Origin of the sequence: Streptomyces africanus (genome assembly GCF_002150735.1) — a bacterium.
GTDB lineage: Bacteria > Actinomycetota > Actinomycetes > Streptomycetales > Streptomycetaceae > Streptomyces > Streptomyces africanus.
This window is the reverse complement of the sequence record NZ_MUKA01000021.1, coordinates 49789-70609: the sequence shown is the minus strand read 5'-3', so window position 1 is coordinate 70609 and position 20821 is coordinate 49789. Positions and strand designations below refer to the sequence as shown.

At 71.7% G+C, this 20821-nt stretch carries 8 protein-coding genes; all 8 read left to right on the top strand.

Translation table 11 applies throughout. The annotated features are described in order from the left end of the window. Positions 1–8 precede the first annotated feature (8 nt). The 8 genes from CCL05_RS03535 to CCL05_RS03500 all read left to right on the top strand — a co-directional run bounded on the left by CCL05_RS03535 (position 9) and on the right by CCL05_RS03500 (position 20815). Positions 9–1070, top strand: a complete 1062-nt coding sequence (locus CCL05_RS03535; protein ID WP_425275886.1) for a FecCD family ABC transporter permease — start codon at positions 9–11, stop codon at positions 1068–1070. 38 nt (positions 1071–1108) lie between these two features. Beyond that, positions 1109–1972, top strand: a complete 864-nt coding sequence (locus CCL05_RS03530; protein ID WP_086559002.1) for an ABC transporter ATP-binding protein — start codon at positions 1109–1111, stop codon at positions 1970–1972. Between the two features lie 91 nt (positions 1973–2063). Continuing rightward, the gene (locus tag CCL05_RS03525; RefSeq protein WP_086559001.1) at positions 2064–3122 is read left to right on the top strand and encodes an iron-siderophore ABC transporter substrate-binding protein; all 1059 of its coding nucleotides are present in this window, start codon (positions 2064–2066) and stop codon (positions 3120–3122) included. A 46-nt stretch (positions 3123–3168) separates the two neighbouring features. Further along, positions 3169–4956, top strand: a complete 1788-nt coding sequence (locus CCL05_RS03520; protein WP_086559000.1) for an ABC transporter ATP-binding protein — start codon at positions 3169–3171, stop codon at positions 4954–4956. Positions 4957–5014: 58 nt separating this feature from the next. Then, the gene (locus tag CCL05_RS03515) at positions 5015–15928 is read left to right on the top strand and encodes a non-ribosomal peptide synthetase (RefSeq protein ID WP_086558999.1); all 10914 of its coding nucleotides are present in this window, start codon (positions 5015–5017) and stop codon (positions 15926–15928) included. Further along, positions 15915–17615, top strand: coding sequence for an ABC transporter ATP-binding protein (locus tag CCL05_RS03510; protein ID WP_086558998.1), 1701 nt, complete (start codon positions 15915–15917; stop codon positions 17613–17615). The genes CCL05_RS03515 and CCL05_RS03510 overlap by 14 nt, the downstream gene beginning before the upstream one ends. Before the next feature lie 325 nt (positions 17616–17940). Further along, positions 17941–18762 carry an MHYT domain-containing protein gene (locus CCL05_RS03505; RefSeq protein WP_086558997.1) on the top strand — a complete coding sequence of 274 codons (822 nt, stop codon included), beginning with the start codon at positions 17941–17943 and terminating at the stop codon, positions 18760–18762. A 49-nt stretch (positions 18763–18811) separates the two neighbouring features. Beyond that, a complete protein-coding gene (locus tag CCL05_RS03500) occupies positions 18812–20815 on the top strand; it encodes a sensor histidine kinase (protein WP_086558996.1) in 2004 nt (667 codons plus the stop codon). Positions 20816–20821: the final 6 nt, after the last annotated feature.

Here is a 20821-nt window from a genome sequence, read left to right as displayed (position 1 = left end):
AGCCGGGCATGAACGGGACAGACGTGAAGCCGTCGGTGACGCCGGGCGTGCGGCTCGGCCGGGTGTCGTTCGTCTGGCGGCCGTGGATCGTGTGCGTCTCGCTGCTGCTCGCGGCGGCGACGTTCCTGGTGTTCTGTCTGTCCATCGGCGTCGGGGACTTCCCCATCGGACTGCCCCAGGTGATCGCCACGATCTTCGGCCGGGGCGAGCGGGTCGACGAGTTCGTGATCATGGACCTACGGATGCCGCGGGCCCTGGCCGGGCTCGTCGTGGGCATCGCGCTGGGCGTGTCCGGGGCGCTCACGCAGTCCATCGCCCGCAATCCGCTGGCGAGTCCGGACGTCCTCGGGATCACGGGCGGCGCCAGCGCGGTCGCGGTGTTCCTGGTGACGGTGTCCGGCGGTACGGCCGCGGCGATCGTCAGCTCCGTGGGCCTGTCGGCGGCGGCCCTCATGGGTGGTCTCGGCACGGGCCTGCTGGTGTACTTCCTCGCGTGGCGGCGCGGCATCGACGGTCTGCGGCTCATCCTCATCGGCATCTCGGTGAGCGCCGTGATGGAGGCCCTGACGACCTGGCTGCTGGTCACGGCCGACATCAGGGACGTGGCCCAGGCCCAGGCGTGGCTGGTCGGCTCGCTGGACGACCGCTCGTGGGACGAGGTCCAGGTGGCGCTGTGGGGCACGCTCGTCCTGTTGGCCGTCGTGGCGGGCGCCGCGTTCCAGTTCAAGCCGATGCACCTCGGTGACGACGTCGCCGCGGGCCTGGGAGTCCGTTACGGGGCCGTGCGGGCGGTGCTCCTGCTGTGCGCGGTGCTGCTGGCCGGCGTGGCGGTGAGCGCGGCGGGCCCGGTCCCGTTCGTGGCGCTGGTGGCGCCGCAGGTGGCGATGCGTCTGGCGCGCTGCCCGACGCCGCCCGTGGTGGCCTCCGCACTGGTCGGTGCGCTGCTGCTGACCGGCGCGGACCTGGTCGCCCGCACGGCACTGCCCGTCAGTCTCCCGGTCGGCGTGGTCACCGCGGCGATCGGCGGTCCCTTCCTCGTCCATCTGCTGGTACGGGCGAACCGCAGATAGCTGATACAAAGTCAGGCAAGCCTAAGTGAGGGGGCCTTGTGGACACCCAGTCCGTCACAGGGGTCGAGTCCGAGTCCGGTCGCACCGCACGGCTGGCCGCCAGGGGCGTCACGGTCGGGTACGGCGCCCGGACCGTCATCGACGATCTCGACGTGGCGATACCCCCCGGCGTGATCACCACCATCATCGGCCCCAACGGCTGCGGGAAATCGACCCTGTTGCGGACCCTGTCGCGGCTGCTCAAGCCGTCCAGGGGGACGGTCGTGCTGGACGGTGACGACATCGCCCGGCTCAGGACCAGGGACGTGGCGAGGAAGCTCGGCCTGCTGCCGCAGGCGCCGGTCGCGCCCGAGGGGCTGACGGTGGCCGACCTGGTCGCCAGGGGCCGCCATCCGCACCAGAGCTGGCTGCGCCAGTGGTCGTCGGACGACGCCGAGGTGGTGGAAAGGGCGCTGGCCATGACCGGGGTGTCCGATCTGGCCGACCGCCCGGTCGACGCGCTGTCCGGCGGGCAGCGGCAGCGCGTCTGGATCTCGATGACCCTGGCCCAGGGCACCGATCTGCTGCTGCTGGACGAGCCGACCACCTATCTCGACCTGGCGCACGCGATGGATGTGCTCGATCTGGTCGACGATCTGCACGAGTCGGGATGCACCGTGGTGATGGTGCTGCACGACCTCAATCTGGCCGCGCGCTACAGCGACAACCTCGTGGTGATGCGGGCCGGGTCGATCCTGGCCCAGGGGCATCCCCGTGACGTGCTGACCGCCGAGCTGCTGCACGAGGCGTTCGGGCTGCACGCCAAGGTCATCGACGACCCGGTGGGCGACCGGCCGCTCGTCGTCCCGATCGGTCGCACGCACGTCCAACTCGACCAGTCCGCCATAAACTTACTGAAGTAAGGCTAGGCTTGCCTTACTGGCTTGCGGTACGGTTTGCCTGCCCTTACCCGGGGGCGTAGTGGACCGTGCGGAAAAGCAAGGGGATTGACGGATGCTCCTCCACAGAACGACGCGCAGGAAGCCCTGGCGGCGGGTCGCGGCACTGCTCGGTGCCGCCACGCTCGGCGTCGGCCTCCTCGCGGGGTGCGGTTCCGGATCCGACTCGGCGGACAAGGGCAGCGACAACTCCTCGACCGCCGCGGCCGGCGCCTTCCCGGTCACCGTGGAGCACGCGTTCGGCACCACGAAGGTCACCGAAGCCCCGAAGCGGGTCGTCACCGTCGGCTACACCGACGACCAGAGCGTCCTGGCGTTCGGCGTCAAGCCGGTCGGCATGACCGACCAGTACCCGAACCCGGCGGGCAAGAGCCCCGACATCAACACCCAGTGGCCCTGGGTGAAGGACAAGTGGGGTGACACCAAGCCCGAGGTCATCATGAAGAACGGTGACACCGGGCCCAACTACGAGAAGATCGCCGCCCTGCGCCCGGACCTGATCATCGCGGTCTACTCCGAGATCGACCAGGCCGGCTACGACAAGCTCTCCCGGATCGCGCCGACGGTGGCCCGCACCAAGGCCGAGAAGGAGCCGTTCAGTGCGCCCTGGCAGGACAACGCCGTGCACATCGCCAAGGCACTCGGCAAGGCCGAGGAGGGCGAGAAGATGGTGCGGGACATCCAGGCCAAGCTCGACGCGGCCAAGAAGGCGCACCCCGAACTCGCGAAGCAGAAGGCCGTCGTCCTGTCCTGGTACGAGAACTCGGTGGCGCCGTTCACCTCCACCGACGTGCGCGGCCGGCTCGTGACGGGCATCGGCTTCCAGTACCAGACCGAGATCGACAAGGTCGCGGGCGGCAGCTTCTACACCAAGCTCTCGCCCGAGCGCGTCGACCTGGTCGACGTCGACCGCATCTTCGTCATCAACGACAAGGCCGACACGGCGGCCCTGAAGAGGTTCAAGCTGTTCGCCAACCTGGACGCCGTGAAGAAGGGCAACGTGTCCTATCTGCTGGACAGCGAGGGCCCGGCGGTCGGCGCGGCCATCTCCCAGGGCACGCTGCTGTCCATGCCGTACGCCGTCGACGAGCTCGTGAAGTCGGTGGCCGAGTAGCGATGCCGGTCACCCTGTCCTGTCCTCTGCCCGCCCGGGGCGCGGTGTGAGCGCGACCGCCACCCGCCCCGCTCCGGCGGCCCTGCACACGGCGACCGGACGCGAGGCCGCCCGATGGGTCGCGGCGCACTGCCGCGAGGTGCCCTGGCTGTCGGCGGCCACCGTGCTCACCACGGTGGCCGGCGCGGCGCTCCAGGTGCTCCCGGTCCTGCTGCTCGGCCGGGTGGTCGACGGCGTGGTCGAGGGCGAGTCGCGCTCGGTCCTGGTCACCATCGGGGTGCTGATCGGGGCCGCCGCGCTGCTCGGCGCGACGGCCACCGCGGTGTCGACCTTTCTGATCGGCCGGCTGGGCGCCGACCTGCTCGCGCGGCTGCGGGAAGGGGCCGTCCGGGCGGTGCTGGGGATGCCGAGCGCCCGCATCGAACAGGTCGGCCGGGGTGACGTGCTGTCCCGGGTCGGCGACGACGTGGCCGTCATCTCCAAGGGCATCCGTACGGCCATCCCCACGGTCTTCTCGGCCGGAGTGCTGGTCACCATCGCCACGTTCGGCATGTTCGGGCTGGACTGGCGGCTCGGACTGGCGGGCGCCGGCGCGCTGCCCGCCTACGCGCTGGCCCTGCGCTGGTACCTGCCCCGCTCCGCCCCGCTCTACCGCAAGCAGCGGGTGGCCCAGGCCGACCGCGCGCAGGCGTTGATCAGCGGTCTGAACGGGATCGACACGGTCCGGGCGTACCGTCTGGAGGGCGCCTTCCGCGAGAAGGTCACCAGCGAGTCCTGGCGGGTGCGCGATCTCGGTATCGAGGTGTTCCGGTTCTTCGGCCGGTTCGTAGGCCGGGAGAACCGCGCCGAGTTCATCGGGCTGGTCCTGATCATCGTGGTGGGATACGCGCTGCTGGAGGCCGACGCCGCCACCCTGGGCGAGGTGTCGGCGGCCCCGCTGCTGTTCCACCGGCTGTTCGGCCCGCTGGGCCTGATCATGTTCACCTTCGACGAGGCGCAGAAGTCGGGCGCCAGCCTGACCCGGCTGGTCGGCGTGCTGGGGGAGGCCGGTGAGGGCCGGCTGGTGGGTGACCCGGCTGTCACGCCGGCGGATGCCGAGCCGTTGCCGGTGACCGTGCGGGGGCTGACGTTCCGTTACCCCGGGGCCGAGGAACCGGTGCTGAGGGACGTCGATCTGACGATCCCGGCCGGTGGTTCACTCGCCCTGGTGGGTGCGACGGGCGCGGGCAAGACGACCCTGGCCGCGCTGATCGCGGGCATCGGGACCCCCGAGGCCGGGTCGGTGCGCATCGGCGTGACGGACCTGGCGGGTCTGGACGAGGCCGGGGCGCGGGCCCTGGTGAGCATCCTGACGCAGGAGACGCACGTGTTCTCCGGCCCGCTCGCCGACGACCTGCGGCTGTCCGCGCCCGGGGCGAGTGACGCCGAGCTGACGGAGGCGCTGCGCACGGTGGGTGCCGACGCGTGGGTCGAGGCGCTGCCCGAAGGGCTGCACACCAGGGTCGGCGAGGGCGGTGAGCGTCTGGACGTCACCAAGGTCGCCCAGATCGCCCTGGCCCGGCTGGTGCTGGCCCGCTCGCCCGTGGTGGTGCTCGACGAGTCCACCGCGGAGGCCGGCAGCGAGGGCGCCGCCGAGCTGGAACGCGCGGTCCTGGCCGCGTGCGCGGGCCGGACCACCCTGTTCGTGGCGCACCGGCTGACCCAGGCGATGGCGGCGGACCGGATCGCCGTGCTGGACGCGGGCCGCGTCGTCGAGCAGGGCACACACGACGAGTTGGTGGCTCGGGGCGGCCGGTACGCGCGACTGTGGCAGGCATGGCGCGAGGGCAGTTAGGCAAGCCCGAGTCACGTTGGGCTCACGTTGGTTTCCTTGAAAGGGTGCTGAGTCTTCGATGATGGAACCGAGCGCTCGTCTCGTACGGCTTTCCCCCGCACGCCTGGCCGGCGTACGCCGGCGGACCGGCGACCACTCCGACAGGACCATCAGCGAAGCGTGCGCCATCGGGCTGTCGTACTGGACGACGGGCGAGAGCCCCGACGGCATCGACCTCACCCCCGGCACCCTCTTCGCCGACGTCCTCGGATGGGTCGACAACGGCGGGGCCGGACCCCGAGACTGGGAGGTCGGCGCGGACGGCCGGAGCATCACCGTGCCCCACGGCATCGCGCCGGCCGACGCGCAGCTCGCGCTGGACGACCTGGCCGACTTCCCGGACCGGCCCCTCGGCACCATCGGCCCGTCCAGTGTGGCGGCGCGACTCGAACTCCTGGCCCGCTGGAACGACACCGAGGCCGACCGCATCCGCCCGACCATCGTGGAGTTGTTCCACGAGCAGGCGCGGACCAGGCCGGACGCCGTCGCGGTCGTGGACGAGCGCCGTTCGCTGACCTACCGTCAGGTCGCCGAAGTCTCCAGCCAGTTGGCGCACCACCTGATCGAGCGCGGCCTCGGTCACGAACAGGTCGTCGGCATCTCACTGGGCCGCTCCGCCGAGATGGTCGTCGGGCTGCTCGCCGTACTCCAGACGGGGTGCGTGTTCGTGCCGCTCGATCCGCAGTGGCCCGCTGCGCGCCGGGCCGTCGTCATCGAGGACGCCCGGGTCGTCGTACAGCTCAACGACTCGGGCGAGCACGACCCGGCCGAACCACCGGCCGTGGCCGTCGATCTCGACGACTGGCGCCACGGTTCCCACCCCACCGACGGGACCGGCGTCACCGTCCACGGCGACGCCCTCGCGTATGTGATCTTCACCTCCGGCTCGACCGGACGACCCAAGGGCGCCATGATCCGGCACGAGGCGATCAGCGAGCGCCTGCTGTGGCAGGTCAACGAGATCCTGGGCTTCGGCCATGACGACGCCTCGCTGTTCAAGGCGCCGTTGTCCTTCGACATCTCCATCAACGAGATATTCCTGCCGCTGGTGTCCGGCGCCCGGCTCGTGGTGCTGCGCCCCGGCGGCGAACGCGACCCGCACCACCTGCTGAGCGTGATCGCCGAACAGCGCGTCACCTTCACCTACCTCGTCTCGTCCATGCTGGACGTGCTGCTGGAGATCGCCGGCGACTCCGGCCGGCTCGACAGCCTCACGCACGTGTGGTGCGGCGGCGAGGTACTGACCCCGGAGCTGTACGAGCGGTTCCGCACCAAGCTCGACATCCCCATGTACCACGGCTACGGCCCGGCCGAGACGACCATCGGCGTCTCCCACGTCATCTACCGGGGAGAGGCGGAGCGCCTGTCGACCTCCATCGGCAAGGCCAACCCCAACACGCAGCTGTACGTCCTGGACGAGGAGCTGCGCCCGGTCCCCGTCGGCGTCGGCGGCGAACTGTACGTGGGAGGGTTCCTCCTGGGGCGCGGCTACGTGGGCGCGCCCGGCCTGACGGCCTCCCGATTCGTCGCCAACCCCTTCGCGAACGACGGCTCCCGCCTGTACCGCACCGGTGACCTCGCCCGGTACGCCCCGGACGGCACCCTGGACTTCCTCGGCCGTGCCGACAACCAGATCAAGATCCGCGGCATGCGGCTGGAGATCGAGGACGTCGAGGCCGGCCTCGCCGAACACCCCGGCGTACGGCACACCTGCGTCGTCGCCCGGAAGAACACGGCGGGCGGCACCTACCTGGTGGGCTACGTCATCCCGGCCGCGGGCAGCGAGGACCTGCGGGCGGACGAGGTCAAGGCGTGGGCCGCCGAGCACATGGTCGAGTACATGGTGCCCGCCCACATCGTCGTGCTCACGGAGTTCCCGCTCACCGCCAACGGCAAGCTCGACCGCAACGCCCTGCCGGAGCCCGTGATCGGCACGGGCACGCTCGTACGGCCCACCACCGAGAACGAACGCGCGGTCTGCGCTGCGGTCGCGGCGGTACTGCGGCTCGAAGAGGTCGGCGTCGACCAGGACTTCTTCCAGCTCGGCGGCGACAGCATCCTGGCCATCTCACTGCTGACCGCACTGCGCGACGCGGGCCTCCACGTCACGGCACGGCAGATCTTCACCCACAGCACCGTGGGAGCCCTGGCCGCGGTCGCGAGCCGGGAGGACGTCTCCACCGTCGACCACCGCGATGTCGCGACCGGACCCGTCGTGGGATCGCCCGTCGTGCAGTGGCTCGGCGCGACCACCGACGCCATCGACGGATTCGTGCAGTCCGTCGTCCTGAACACCCCGCCGGACCTGACCGCCGACGCGCTCGACGAGATCCTCACCGCCGTGGTCCGCCGGCACGACATGCTGCGCGCCAGGCTGGTGCGGGGAAACCGCTGGAGCTTCGACATCCCGGAGCCGGACCGGGCCGTCGCCGGATGGCAGGAGAGCGACCGGCCGCTCGACGCGTGCGTCGCACTCGCCACCGACGCCCTGGACCCCGACAACGGCGTGATGCTGCGCGCCGTCTGGCGCCGCGCGGCGCGGCAGCTGGTCCTGGTCGCCCATCACGTGGTGATCGACGGCGTCTCCTGGCGGATCCTGATGGACGACCTGGCCACGGCCTGGCGGCAGTTCACCTCCGGTACCCCGGTCGAACTGCCCCCGGTGGGCACGTCCTTCCGCCGCTGGACGCAACTGCTGGAGCGCGCGGCGTTCGACGCTGACAGCGCCTACTACCGGCGCCCCCTGCCCGGAGAGGACCAACCGGTGGGCAGGCGCGCGCTGTCCGACGCCGACACCGTCGCCACGGAGCGACTGCGGACCGTCTCGGCCGGCCCGGAGGTCACGGCCGCGCTGCTGGGCGAGATCCCCGCGAAGTTCCACGCGGGCGTCAACGACGTCCTGCTCACCGGACTCGCCGTCGCGCTCGCCCGGTGGCGCCGCGACCTGGGACAGGACCAGACCTTCGCGCACATCGAACTGGAAGGTCACGGCCGCGAAGGGCAGTTCGTGGCGGCCTCCGCCGGCTTCGAGCCCGAACTGTCCCGAACCGTGGGCTGGTTCACCACTCTCTTCCCGGTCACCGTCGACCCCGGCACGGCGGGCGACCTCACCGCACCCGCATACCTGACCGCCGCCCTCAAGGCGGTCAAGGAAGACCTCGCCCGGGTCCCGGACAACGGAGTCTCCTACGGTGCCCTGCGGTACCTGACCGACACCGAGTTCGACGCGCCCGCACCGCAGGTGCTCTTCAACTACCTGGGCCGCTTCGCCGCGGGCGAGCCGGGTGACTGGCAACTCGCGCGGACCACAGGCCAGTTGGGCGAGAAGCGCGATCCCCGCATGCGCCTGCCGCGCGCCCTGGAGTTCAACGCGATCGCCGAATCCGCCTCGACCGGCGAGTACGACCTGGTCACCACCATCTCCTGGCCCGACGGCATGTTCACCGACGAGGACATCGCCACCATCGGCGGATACTTCCGGGACGCCCTGGCCGGGCTGGCCGCACTCGACCCGCACGGCGGCCACTCGCCCAGCGACTTCGGCCTCGTGCCGCTGACCCAGGCCGACGTCGACGCCCTGGACGGCCCGGCGCTGCGGGACGTCCTGCCACTGACGCCGTTGCAGGAGGGCCTGTACTTCCACTCCGTCTTCGACGACGACTCGGCCGGCGCCTACGTCGAACAGCAACTGCTCACCCTGGACGGCGAGGTGGACGCCGACCGGCTCGCCGCCGCGGCCACCCGGCTGCTCACGCTGTACCCGAACCTGGCCGCGCGCTTCGTGGCCCTCGCCGACGGCCGCGTGGTCTCCGTACTGGAGAGCGGCGTCGAGGCGCCCTTCACCACCCTGGACCGCCCCGGCATCACCGACACCGAGCTGCGCGACCTGGCCGAGCGGGACCGCCGCGCCGGATTCGACCTGGCGAAGGGTCCGCTGATGCGGTACACCCTCATCCGCTCGGGTCCCGGCCGGAACGTTCTCGTACAGACCGTGCACCACATCGTCGCCGACGGCTGGTCGGTGCCGCCGATGCTCCGCGCCCTGCTCGCCGAGTACCACGCGCCGGGGACCGTGTACCCGGTCGGTGGCTTCGCCGACTACGTGGCCTGGCTCGCCGGACGCGACGCCGACGAGAGCGACCGGGTGTGGCGCGAGCAACTCGCGGAGCTTCCCGGCCCGTCGTTCGTCGCCGAGGGGCACACCCCGTCCGACCGGTTCGCCGACACCGCCGTGCGCCCGGAGCACGACATCGACGCGGCCGCACGGTCGGCCGGCGTGCCGCTGAGCGTGGCCGTGCACAGCGCCTGGGCGGTGACACTGGGCGGCATCCTTCAGGGCAGGGACGTGGTGTTCGGCTCCACGGTGTCCGGCCGCGACGCGCAGGTGCCCGGCATAGAGGACATGGTGGGCCTGTTCATCAACACGATCCCCGTCCGCGCCCGTTGGACCGCCACCACCACCGCACGGGATCTGCTCGCCTCGGTGCGGGAACACCAGGGTGCGGTCCTGCCGCACCAGCACGTCTCCCTGGCCAGGATCGGCCGCCAGGCCGACGCCGGCTCCCTGTTCGACACCCTGGTGGTGTTCGACGTCGCGACCGACGTGGCCGCACTGCGCCGGCCCGGTGACACCCTGGTGGTCACCGACCTCGTCAACGAGGGCGCACCGCACTACCCGTTGACCCTGGTCGTGGAGCGCGCACTCGACGGCCACCCGCGCTTCAACCTGATCTACGACGGCGCGTTGCTGCGGGAGACGACCGCCCAGGCGATCCTGCGCACGTTCACCTCGACCCTCACCGCCCTGCTCACCCGGCCGGACACCCTGGTCGACGACGTGGCCTCCGAGGACGGCCGGCGCCCCGCGCGCATCACCCCGACCACCCTCGGCGGCTTGTTCGACGCCGCCGCAGGGCGCGACCCGGCCGCCACGGCGGTCACCCAGTGCGGCCTCGACGGCGGTGCCCGGTCCCTGACCTACGGCGAACTGGCGCAGGCCAAGGACGAGTTGGCCTCGGCTCTGCGGGCGGCCGGTGTCGGCCCCGGCGGACGGGTCGCCGTCGCCGTCCCCCGGTCCGTCGAGCAGGTCGTCGCCCTGGTCGCCATCGTCACCGCGGGCGGCGCGTACGTACCGCTGGACCTGGCGTACCCGGACGAACGGCTGGAGTACATCCTCGCCGACGCGGCTCCGCAGGTCGTCCTCGTGGACCGGGAGCAGCGGGACCGCTTCACGGAACTCCTGGCCCGTACGGGCGTACAGGCCCGCGTACTCGTCCAGGGCGACGACCTTCCGCAGGCCACGACCGAGCCGCCCCCCGGGGCCAGTTGGCACGACCCCGCCTACGTGATCTACACCTCCGGATCGACCGGCCGCCCCAAGGGCGTCGTCGTCCCGCACTCCAGCGTGGTGACGCTGCTCGCCCACACCCAGCCCGACATGGACTTCGGCCCGCACGACGTCTGGGTGCAGTTCCACTCCTTCTCCTTCGACTTCGCGGTCTGGGAGCTGTGGGGAGCGCTCGCGCACGGCGGTGAGCTGCTGGTGCCGGAGTACGGGCTGACCCGCTCCCCGGTCGACTTCCACCGGCTGGTCCGCGAGCGCGGGGTGACCGTGCTCAACCAGACGCCGTCCGCCTTCTACCGGTTCATCGAGGCCGACCGGCACGCCGGCGAGCCCCTGCCCGCCCTGCGCCGCATCATCTTCGGCGGGGAGGCGCTGGATCTCGGGCGGCTGCGCGGCTGGGTCGAACGGCACGGCACCGGCTCGCCCGAGCTGGTCAACATGTACGGCATCACCGAGACCACCGTCCACGTCACCCACCGCGTGCTGACCGAGGAGGACTTCGTCCCCGGCGACGACGCCAGCCCGATCGGCGGCCCCCTGCCCGGCCTGGTCACCCACCTCCTCGACGACCGGCTCCGCCCGGTGCCGCCGGGCCGGGTGGGCGCCATCTACGTCGCCGGCGACCAGGTCTCGCTCGGCTATCTGGGCAGGCCCGGGCTCACCGCGGGCCGGTTCGTGGCGAACCCCTTCGCGGGTGACGGCTCCCGCATGTACCACACGGGAGACCTGGCCCGCCGCACCCTGGACGGCGACCTGGAGTTCGTCGGCCGCGCCGACGACCAGGTCCAGCTCAAGGGCTTCCGCATCGAACTGGGCGAGGTCGAGACCGCGATCCGCGAACTCGACGGCGTGACCGACGTGGCCGTGACGGTGGCCGACGCCGGCGACCACCTGGTGGCGCACGTGGTGGGCCGGGTGCCGGGGGACTTCGCCGAGCGACTGTCCGGGAAGCTGCCCGCGCACATGGTCCCGGGCCGGGTCATGCCGGTTGAAGCACTACCTCTGACGGTCAACGGCAAGCTGGACCGAAAGGCCTTGGAGAAGCGCGCCTTTGGGGGCGCGGGGAACTGCGCGCCAAGCCACGACGCACCCGCAGACGAAAACTCAGCCGTAGCCGCACTCACCGAGATCTTCACAGAGACGCTGCCCGGCACCCACGTGACCGCCGACACCGACTTCTTCCACGCCGGAGGCGACAGCATCATCGCCATCACGGTCGTGAACCGGGCCAGAACACTCGGCCTGCCGATCACCCCCCGGGACGTGTTCCTGCACAAGACCCCCCGCGCACTCGCCGAGCACCTGCCGACGCGCACACCACAAGCCGCCGCCCCCACCCACCGCGAGGACGGCCCGTTCCCCCCGACCCCGATCATCCTGCGCCAACGCGAACTCGGCGGCGCACTCACCCGGTTCGCCCAGGCCAGGACACTGGCGGTCCCCGAGTGCTGCTCCTTCGCCGACGTCGAACGAGCAGCCAACGCCGTAGTCGCCGCACATCCCACCCTGCGCCTGCGCCTCCACACCCCACACGGAGTGTGGACCCTCCGCACCGAACCAGCCCGCCGAGTCACCGTCGTACGGGAGCCCACCGACGCCACGACCGCCGCGAACAACGCCGCCGGACGGCTCGACCCCGAGTCGGGCGAGATCGTCGCCTTCTCGTGGCTGGAGGCGACCCGCACCCTGGTCGTCACCGTGCACCACCTCGCCGTCGACGCGGTGTCCTGGCTGATCCTGCTGGACGACCTGGCCACGGCCCTGCGCGGTGAGCCTCTGGCCGCGCCGACCACGTCCTACGCCGAGTACGCCGAAGCACTGACCCTCCAGTCGGCCCGGGCCGTCGATGACCTCGGACGCTGGGTCACCACGCTCGAGGCGCCCGAACTCCTCCCCGCCGTCGCGGAGTTGCGCGAGACCACGATGGTGCTCGCCCCCGACGTGAGCGACCGCCTGACACGTACTGCCCCCGCCGCACTCGGCGTAGGCCTCACCGAGCTGCTCTGCGGCGCCCTGCGCACCGCGCTGACCCGCATCCAGCCCTCGCCCACCGACCTCGCGATCGACCTGGAGCGGCACGGCCGGGTCCCGGTGCTGGAACACCACGACTACACCCGAACGGTCGGCTGGTTCACCGCCGTCGCGCCGGTACGGCTCACCGCGCACACCGACCCCGTCGCAGCCGCCCGCGAGGTCGCCGAGCGCCAGCCGGACGAGCGTGCCCACGTCGCCTACGGACAGCTCAGGTATCTCAACCCGCAGACGGCCCCCCTGCTCGGCACCGCCCGCCCCCAGGTGCTGTTCAACTACCTCGGCCGGGGCAGCGAGTCCCAGGCGGTGCACCTCACCGGCGGCGACCAGGGCAGCCCGTACGCCGTCGAGGTCAACGCCTGGCTCGACGAGAGCACCGGCAGCCTGCACGCGGCGTTCACCCTCGCCGAGGGCATCCCCGACGAGATCACCGAGCACTGGTACCGCGCCCTCCGGCGCATCGCGGACGCCGCCACGACAGCCGAGCGCACCGCACCGGTCACACCGCTCCAGCGAGGCCTGTTCTTCCAGGCCCAGATGGCGGGCTCGGCCGGGCACTACGTGGCGCAGAGCTGGTTCACGTTCGACCGGCGACTGGACACGGGCGCGCTGGCCGAGGCGATGGCGTACGTGATCGCCCGGCACCCGGTGGTGGGCGCCGGTTTCACGACCGACTCCGACGGCAACCCCGTCCAGGTCCTGAAGGCCGGCCGGCGGGTCGACGTCCGCACGGTCGAGCTGTCGACGGACGCCGGGGTCGACGCCCTGCGGGCCCGGGACCGCGACACCGGGTTCGACCCGGGCGAGCCACCGCTGATCCGGCTGACCGTGGTGCGGCTGCCCGACGGCCGCGACGGCCTGCTGCTCAGCTACCACCTGCTGTTGTGGGACGGCTGGTCCCGGGAGATCGTGCTGCGGGACCTGTTCGACGCCTACCAGGCGGTCGTCGAGGGGGAGCCGCTCGACGCGGTTCCGGCGACGCCGGGCTTCGAGGGCTACGCCCGGGCGATCGACGCCAAGGACTCCGCCGTCTCGGAACGCTTCTGGGCTGAGCACCTGGCCGGTCTCCCCGGCCCCACACTGCTCGCCGGACCGGCGCCGACCTTCTCGGACGACCTGCCACGCGCGCTCGTGCGCACGCTGTCGGCCGAACAGTCCGGCCTGCTGCGGGAGGCGGCCAGGACGCACGGCGTCACGCTGAACTCCGTGCTCACCGGAGCCTTCGGCCTGCTCCTGGGCGCCCACACGGGCCGCAGTGACGCCGTGTTCGGCGTGACCGTCTCCGGCCGCGAGGGCGAGGGGCTGTCCGACATCGTCGGCGTGCTGCTCAACACCGTGCCGATGTGGACGCGGCCACGGCCGGGCGACACGGTCGGCGCGTATCTCGCGGCCGTGCAGAGGGCCCGGGTCGAGGCGATGGAACACGAGCACCTGGGACTCGGCGAGATCCAGCGGGCCAGCGGACACGACACCCTGTTCGACAACCTGTTCGTGCTCCAGAACTTCCTGGACATGGACGCCTTCGCCGAGATGAACGCCCGGCACGGCATCACCTCGGTGCAGGCCGACGACTCCACGCACTACCCGTTCACCTGGGTCGTCACGCCCGGCGACCGCCTCACCGTCAAGCTGGAGTATCGCGACGAGGACACCGCGGGCGCCCGTCGTCTCCTCGACGACTACCTGCGCGTGCTGGAGGACCTGGCCCGGTCGACCGGGCCGGTGGGCGCGCTGCGGGGTCTGGGGCCGGAGCCCTTCCGGGGCGAGCGTACGGACGTCGGCACGGACACCGTCGTCGACCGGTTCGACCAGGCGGCGGACCGCGCACCTGAGCGGATCGCGCTCGTCTCCCACGGTTCGAGGATGACGTTCGCCGAACTCCGGGACCGCAGCCGCGCGGTGGCGGGTGTGCTCGCCCGGCGGGGCATCGGCCCCGAGACGAACGTGGGTCTCGCGATCCCGCGCTCCCTCGACTCGATCGTGGCGCTGTTCGCCGTGCTGCGGGTCGGCGCCGCATACGTGCCGCTGGAGCTGGACCACCCGGACGAGCGCATCGCCGCGATCGTCGAGGACGCCCGCCCGGAGGTCATCCTCACGGTGAGCGCCGTGTCACCCCGGCTGGCCTCGCTGGACGCCGGCCTGATCGAACTGGACCGCCCGCTGCCCGAGGCCGAGCCGTACGTGACGTTCGCACCGGACGACCCGGACCGTCTGCGGCACCCCGCGTACACGATCTACACCTCCGGCTCGACCGGCAAGCCCAAGGGCGTGGTGACCGAGTACGCCGGACTCACCAACATGCTGATCAACCATCAGCGCCGCATTTTCGAGCCGGTGCTGGCGGAGCACGGCCACCGCGTCTTCCGGATCGCGCACACCGTGTCGTTCGCGTTCGACATGTCCTGGGAGGAGCTGCTGTGGCTCGCCGACGGACATGAAGTGCACGTCTGCGACGAGGAGTTGCGCCGCGACGCGCCCAGGCTGGTCGCGTACTGCCTGGAGCACGGGATCGACGTCGTCAACGTGACCCCGACCTACGCACAGCAGCTCGTGGCCGAGGGCCTGCTCGACGACCCGGAACGCCGGCCGCCGCTCGTGCTGCTCGGAGGCGAGGCCGTCACCCCGACGCTGTGGCAGCGGCTCGCCGAGACCGAGGGGACGGTCGGCTACAACCTGTACGGACCCACCGAGTACACCATCAACACCCTCGGCGTCGGCACCTTCGAGTGCGCGGACCCCGTGGTGGGCGTGGCGATCGACAACACCGACGTCCACGTCCTGGACCCGTGGCTGCGGCCGCTGCCGGACGGCGTCCCCGGTGAGCTGTACGTGGCGGGCATCGGCATCGCCCGCGGCTATCTCGGGCAGCCCGCCCAGACCGCGCACCGCTTCGTCGCCTGCCCCTTCGGGGAACCCGGCGAGCGCATGTACCGCACCGGGGACCTGGTGGTCCGTCGGCCCGACGGCAACCTGATGTACCTGGGCCGCACCGACCAGCAGGTCAAGATCCGCGGGCACCGCGTCGAACTCGGCGAGGTGGAGGCCGAGTTCGCCGCGCACCCGGCGGTGCGGTTCGCCGCAGCCGTCGCCCAGCCCGACCCGCAGGTCGACGGCGCGTACCGGCTGGCCGCCTATCTGGTCCTGGACGGCGTGGAGCTGGCCACGGTCGCCGCCGAAGTGGGCGCCGGGCTGCCGGACTTCCTGCGTCCCACCCACTACGCCCAGGTCGACAGCATCCCGCTGACGGTGAACGGGAAGGCTGACACCAAGGCGCTGCCGGAGGCCAAGCCGCTGGGCGCGCTGACCACGGCGGGGGAGCGGGGCCCCGCGACCGAGACCGAGACCGTGGTGTGCGAGTACTTCGCCGAGGCACTGGACCTGGACGACGACGAGGTGAGCGCGGTGAGCGACTTCGTGTCCCTCGGAGGACACTCCATGCTGGCGGTGCGGCTGATCGGGCTGCTCCGCCGCGAGTACGGTCCCGTGATCACGATCCGCGATCTGTTCACCCTGCGCACCCCGGAAGCGATTGCCCGCCACCTCGATGACAACTCCTGACACGCAGCGGCCCCGCTCGGGGTCCGACATCCTCCGCGCCGCCCTGCGCCGCAACGTCGGCGCCATGGCCGGCGGCACCCTCCTCATGGGCCTGTACCAGGCGGGCGAGACGGCCTTCCCCATCGCGCTCGGCCTGATCGTCGAGCACACGATGCGGGACCGCGGCCTCGGTGCGCTCGGCCTCTCGATCGCCGTACTGGCCGTGATCATCACGACCGTGTCGCTGTCCTGGCGGTTCGGGATGCGCATCCTGCAGAAGGCCAACACGACGGAGGCACACCGCTGGCGCGTGAAGGTCGCGGCCTGCGGTCTCCAGCCGGTCGCCAGGGACGTCGACCTCAAGTCCGGCGAGGTGCTGACCATCGCCACCGAGGACGCCGACCAGACCGCCGACATCATCGAGGTCGTGCCGCTGCTGATCAGTTCGCTGGTCGCGGTGGTGGTCGCGGCTCTCGCGCTCGGCCTGGCCGACGTCCGGCTCGGCCTGCTGGTGATCGTGGGAACCGTCGCGATCCTGTCCTGTCTGAGCGTGCTGTCCAGGCGGATCGGCACCAGCACCCAGGAACAGCAGGCCCGGGTGGCGCGGGCGGGCGCGAAGGTCGCCGACCTGATCACCGGTCTGCGCCCGCTGCACGGCTTCGGCGGCAACCATGCGGCGTTCCGGTCCTACCGGAAGGTCAGCACGGAGGCGAAGGTCCAGGCGATCACCGTCGCCAAGGTGAACGGCGCGTACGCGGGCACCGCGCTGGCCCTCAACGCGGTGCTCGCCGGCGCCGTGACACTGCTGGCCGGCCGGCTGGCGTTCGACGGCCGGATCAGCATCGGCGAACTGGTCATGGCCGTCGGCCTGGCGCAGTTCATCATGGAACCGCTGAAGCTGTTCTCGGAGATGCCGAAGTACGTGATGATGGCCCGCGCCTCGGCCGAGCGCATGGCGCTGGTGCTGACCGCGCCACCGGTGATGACGCCGGGATCCGAACGCCCGGCCGAGAACGGGGACGTGGAGCTCGACTGCGTCGAGTACGGAACCCTGCGCAAGCTGAAGTTCCAGGTGTCCGCGGGAGAGTTCGTGGCGATCGCCGCCTACCAGCCGCGCGCGGCGGCCGACCTCGCGTCGATCCTGGCCGTGAACGTCCCGCCCGGCGCGTACGAGGGAACGGTACGGGTCGGCGGCCGGGACCTCGCGGACCTGTCCGTCGAGGCGGTCCGCGAGCACGTGCTGGTGAACCCGTACGACGGGGAGATCTTCGCGGGGACGCTCCGCTCGAACATCGACCCGTCGGGCACCAGCCGCATGGTCCCCGACGCCGTCGAGGCGTCCATGCTGACCGATGTCGTCGCCCTGCACCGCGAGGGCCTCGACTACGCCGTCCGCGACCGCGGCGCGAACCTCTCCGGGGGACAGCGCCAACGGCTCTCCCTGGCCCGCGCCCTGGCCGCCGACAGCGACGTCCTCGTCCTGCACGACCCGACGACGGCCGTCGACGCGGTCACGGAACAGCTCATCGCCCGCAACGTGGCGAAGCTGCGCCGGGGCCGCACCACCATCGTCCTCACCAGCAGCCCGGCCCTCCTGGACGCCGCCGACCGGGTCCTCGTCCTGGACGACGGAGTCGTCACGGCGGAGGACACACACCGCAACCTCCTGGCCACGGACGAGAACTACTGCCTGGCCGTGGCCCGGTGACCCACGTAGTGACCGCTTCCTGAACACTTTTCGGCCACGCACGCGCTGTACGGAGCGCTGTCGTCCCCTGACGTTCCGCTGCGCCAGGTGCCGGCCGCTTCGGTGGCGCGCGGCAGCGACGAGGCGATCGACGGTGAAAGTACAGGCCGTGTAAGGAATATGTGAAGCACTTGCGTGCAAACACGCCCGTAACACACACCGCAGTACTTTAATCCTCACCGACCTCCGGTAGGCAGTGGCGCGATCTCGTTCCCCCGGGTCTCTCTTACCGGCGGTACTCACGTGCGCGCTGAGCTCCCCGCCCGGCGGGCGAGAGGGGTTTCCCGTGGGGCACATGGACCACTTCAGCGCCGGATGGGTCACCCCCGTCCTCTCCTACGTCATGGCCTGCGTCGGCTCGGCGCTCGGCCTGCGGTGCACGGTCAGGGCCCTGGATGCCGACGGCGCCTCGAAACGGAACTGGCTGGTGCTGGCCTCGTTCGCGATCGGCTCCGGCATCTGGACCATGCACTTCGTCGCGATGATGGGCTTCAGTGTCGAGGGCACCCCCATCCGCTACGACGTTCCGCTCACCGTGCTCAGCCTCGTCATGGCCATCGTCGTCGTCAGCGCCGGCGTCTTCACCGCCGGGTACGGGCGTTCACGCATCACGTCGGTGGCGCTCGGCGGGCTCGGCACCGGACTGGGCGTCGCCGCCATGCACTACGCCGGCATGGCCGCGCTCAATCTGCACGGCAGCATCGACTACGACCCGTTCCTCGTCTTCGCCTCCGTCGCGATCGCCGTCGTCGCCGCGACCGCCGCGCTCACCCTCACCCTCATCGTGCGCGGCCCCGCCCTCGCAGCCGTCGCCGCGCTCGTCATGGGACTCGCGGTCAGCAGCATGCACTACACCGCCATGTACGCCGTCCGCGTCAGCCTCACGCCCAGCAGCGCGGAACTGCCCGGGGCCACGGCCACCGAGTTCCTCTTCCCGCTCGCCGTCGTGCTCGGCTCGTTCCTCTTCCTCGCCTCCGCGTACGTCGCGCTCTCCCCGACCGGCAAGCGCGCCGAGTCCGTCGCCGCCGAACTGTTGCGCGAGGTCGAGCTCTCCACCGCGACCGCCACCACGCCCGCCCCCGCCCCCACTGCGACCACGACCGTCTGAGCCGTACGTCCGCAGAGCCGCACAGCACACACCGTCGAAGAGGTAGCCCATGCCTGTCACCCGTGCAAGGGAACGGCTGCGCCCCCGATCGGTCCGGGCCAAGATCGTCGCCCTGCTCATGCTGCCCATCGTGTCCCTCATGGCCCTGTGGGGCTTCGCCGCGGTGACGACGGCCTCCAGCATCGGCGACACCGAGCGGGTCAAGGACGTCAACGCCGAACTCCTCGCCCCCCTCGACGAGTTCGTCATCGCGTTGCAGGCTGAGCGGACCGCCGTCACCCGCCACGCCGCCGCGCCGGACCCGGCCGGGCGCGACACGGTCGAGGAGGCCCGGAAGGCCACCGACGAGGCCGCCGCCGCCTTCCGTCAGGGCGCCGACGCCGCCGCCGCGGACTCCGCGCTCCTCGACGCGGGCCTGCCCGCCCGCATCGACCGCCTGGAAGCCGACACGCGCGGGCTCACGGCGCTGCGCGCGAAGACCGAGGCGAAGGGCGCCGCTCAGAAGGCCTTCACGGGGTACTCGACCATCATCGAGGACGCCTTCGCCGTCACCGGCGCGCTCACCGGGGAGAACGGCACTCACGCCGCATCAGAGGCCCGGGTCGTCCTGGAACTCGCCCGCGCCCGCGAGGCGGTGGCCCAGGAACAGTCCCTCCTCGCCGCGGGGAGCGGGGCGGGAAAGCTCACCACGGAGCAGTACACGCTGTTCGTCGGGGCCGTCGCCACCCAGCGGGAGCTGCTGAAGCCCGCGGTCGCCGACCTGAAGCCGGCCCACCGGGCCGTGTACAACGAGGTGCTGACCAGCCAGAGTTACGACGGGCTCGCGGCGGGCGAGGACCGGGTGCGCAGCGCCGGACCCGGCGCCCAGGTCGTCTCCGCCGGCTTCCTGAAGGACTGGGACACGGGCGCCGACACCGTGCTGAAGGACCTCGCCGAGGCCCAGGCGGACGCCGGCACGGGCGCCACGGCCCAGGCGAACCCGTTCGGCTGGGACACGCTGGGCGCCTCGGGCATCGCCGTCATCCTCGGTCTGATGGGTGTGCTGCTGTCGCTGCTGGTGTCCGTGGGCGTCGGCCGCGGACTCATCGTCGAACTGCTCGACCTGCGCAACTCCGCCCTGGAGGTCGCCGGGCGCCGGTTGCCGCAGGCCATGCGCAGACTGCACGCCGGGCACGGCGTGGACATCGACGCCGAGGCCCCGATGCGCCGCCTCGTCGGCGACGAACTCGCCCAGGTGGGCACCGCACTCACCGCCGTACAGCGGGCCGCGCTCAAGGCCGCCTCCGAGCGCGCCGAACTGCAAAGCGGCATCTCCGGGGTGTACGTCAGCATCGCCCGCCGCGGCCAGGTGCTGCTGCACCGCCAGCTCGACCTGCTCCACCAGCTGGAGCAGCGCCCGCGCGACCCGGCCGAGGTGCAGGAGCTGTACCAGGTCGACTACCTCGCCACCCGGATGCGGCGCCACTCCGAGAGCCTGCTCATCCTGTCCGGCATCGCACCCGGACGCGGCTGGCGCGACCCCATCCCGCTGGATGACGTCCTGCGGGCCGCCGTCGCGGAGATCGAGCAGCCGGGCCGGGTCCAGCTCTGGCCCGTACCGCGCGTCTCCGTCAACGGCGGCTCCGTCGCCGACGTCATCCACCTGCTCGCCGAACTCGTCGAGAACGCGGCCTCGTTCTCACCGCCCAGCACCCAGGTCCGGCTGCGGGCCGCCCGGCTGCGCGACGGCCTCCTCATCGAGATCGAGGACAGCGGCTTCGGCATGAACGAGGAGGCGATGGCCGAGGCCAACCGCAAGATCCAGTCCGAGAACATCGACCTGCTCGACGCCAAGCAGATCGGCCTCTTCGTGGTCAACCGCATCGCCGCCCGGCAGGGCCTGAGAGTCGAACTGCGCCCCTCGGAGAGCGGCGGCGCCACCGCGGCCGTCCTCATCCGCGAGAACCTGATACGGGACGACACGCCGGGGCACGACGCGGCGCTCCCCGACGACCGGGACGGCGGCCGGGAACTGGCCCCCGCGTCAGCGTTGATCCCGCCGCAGCGGGGGTGACGAGGG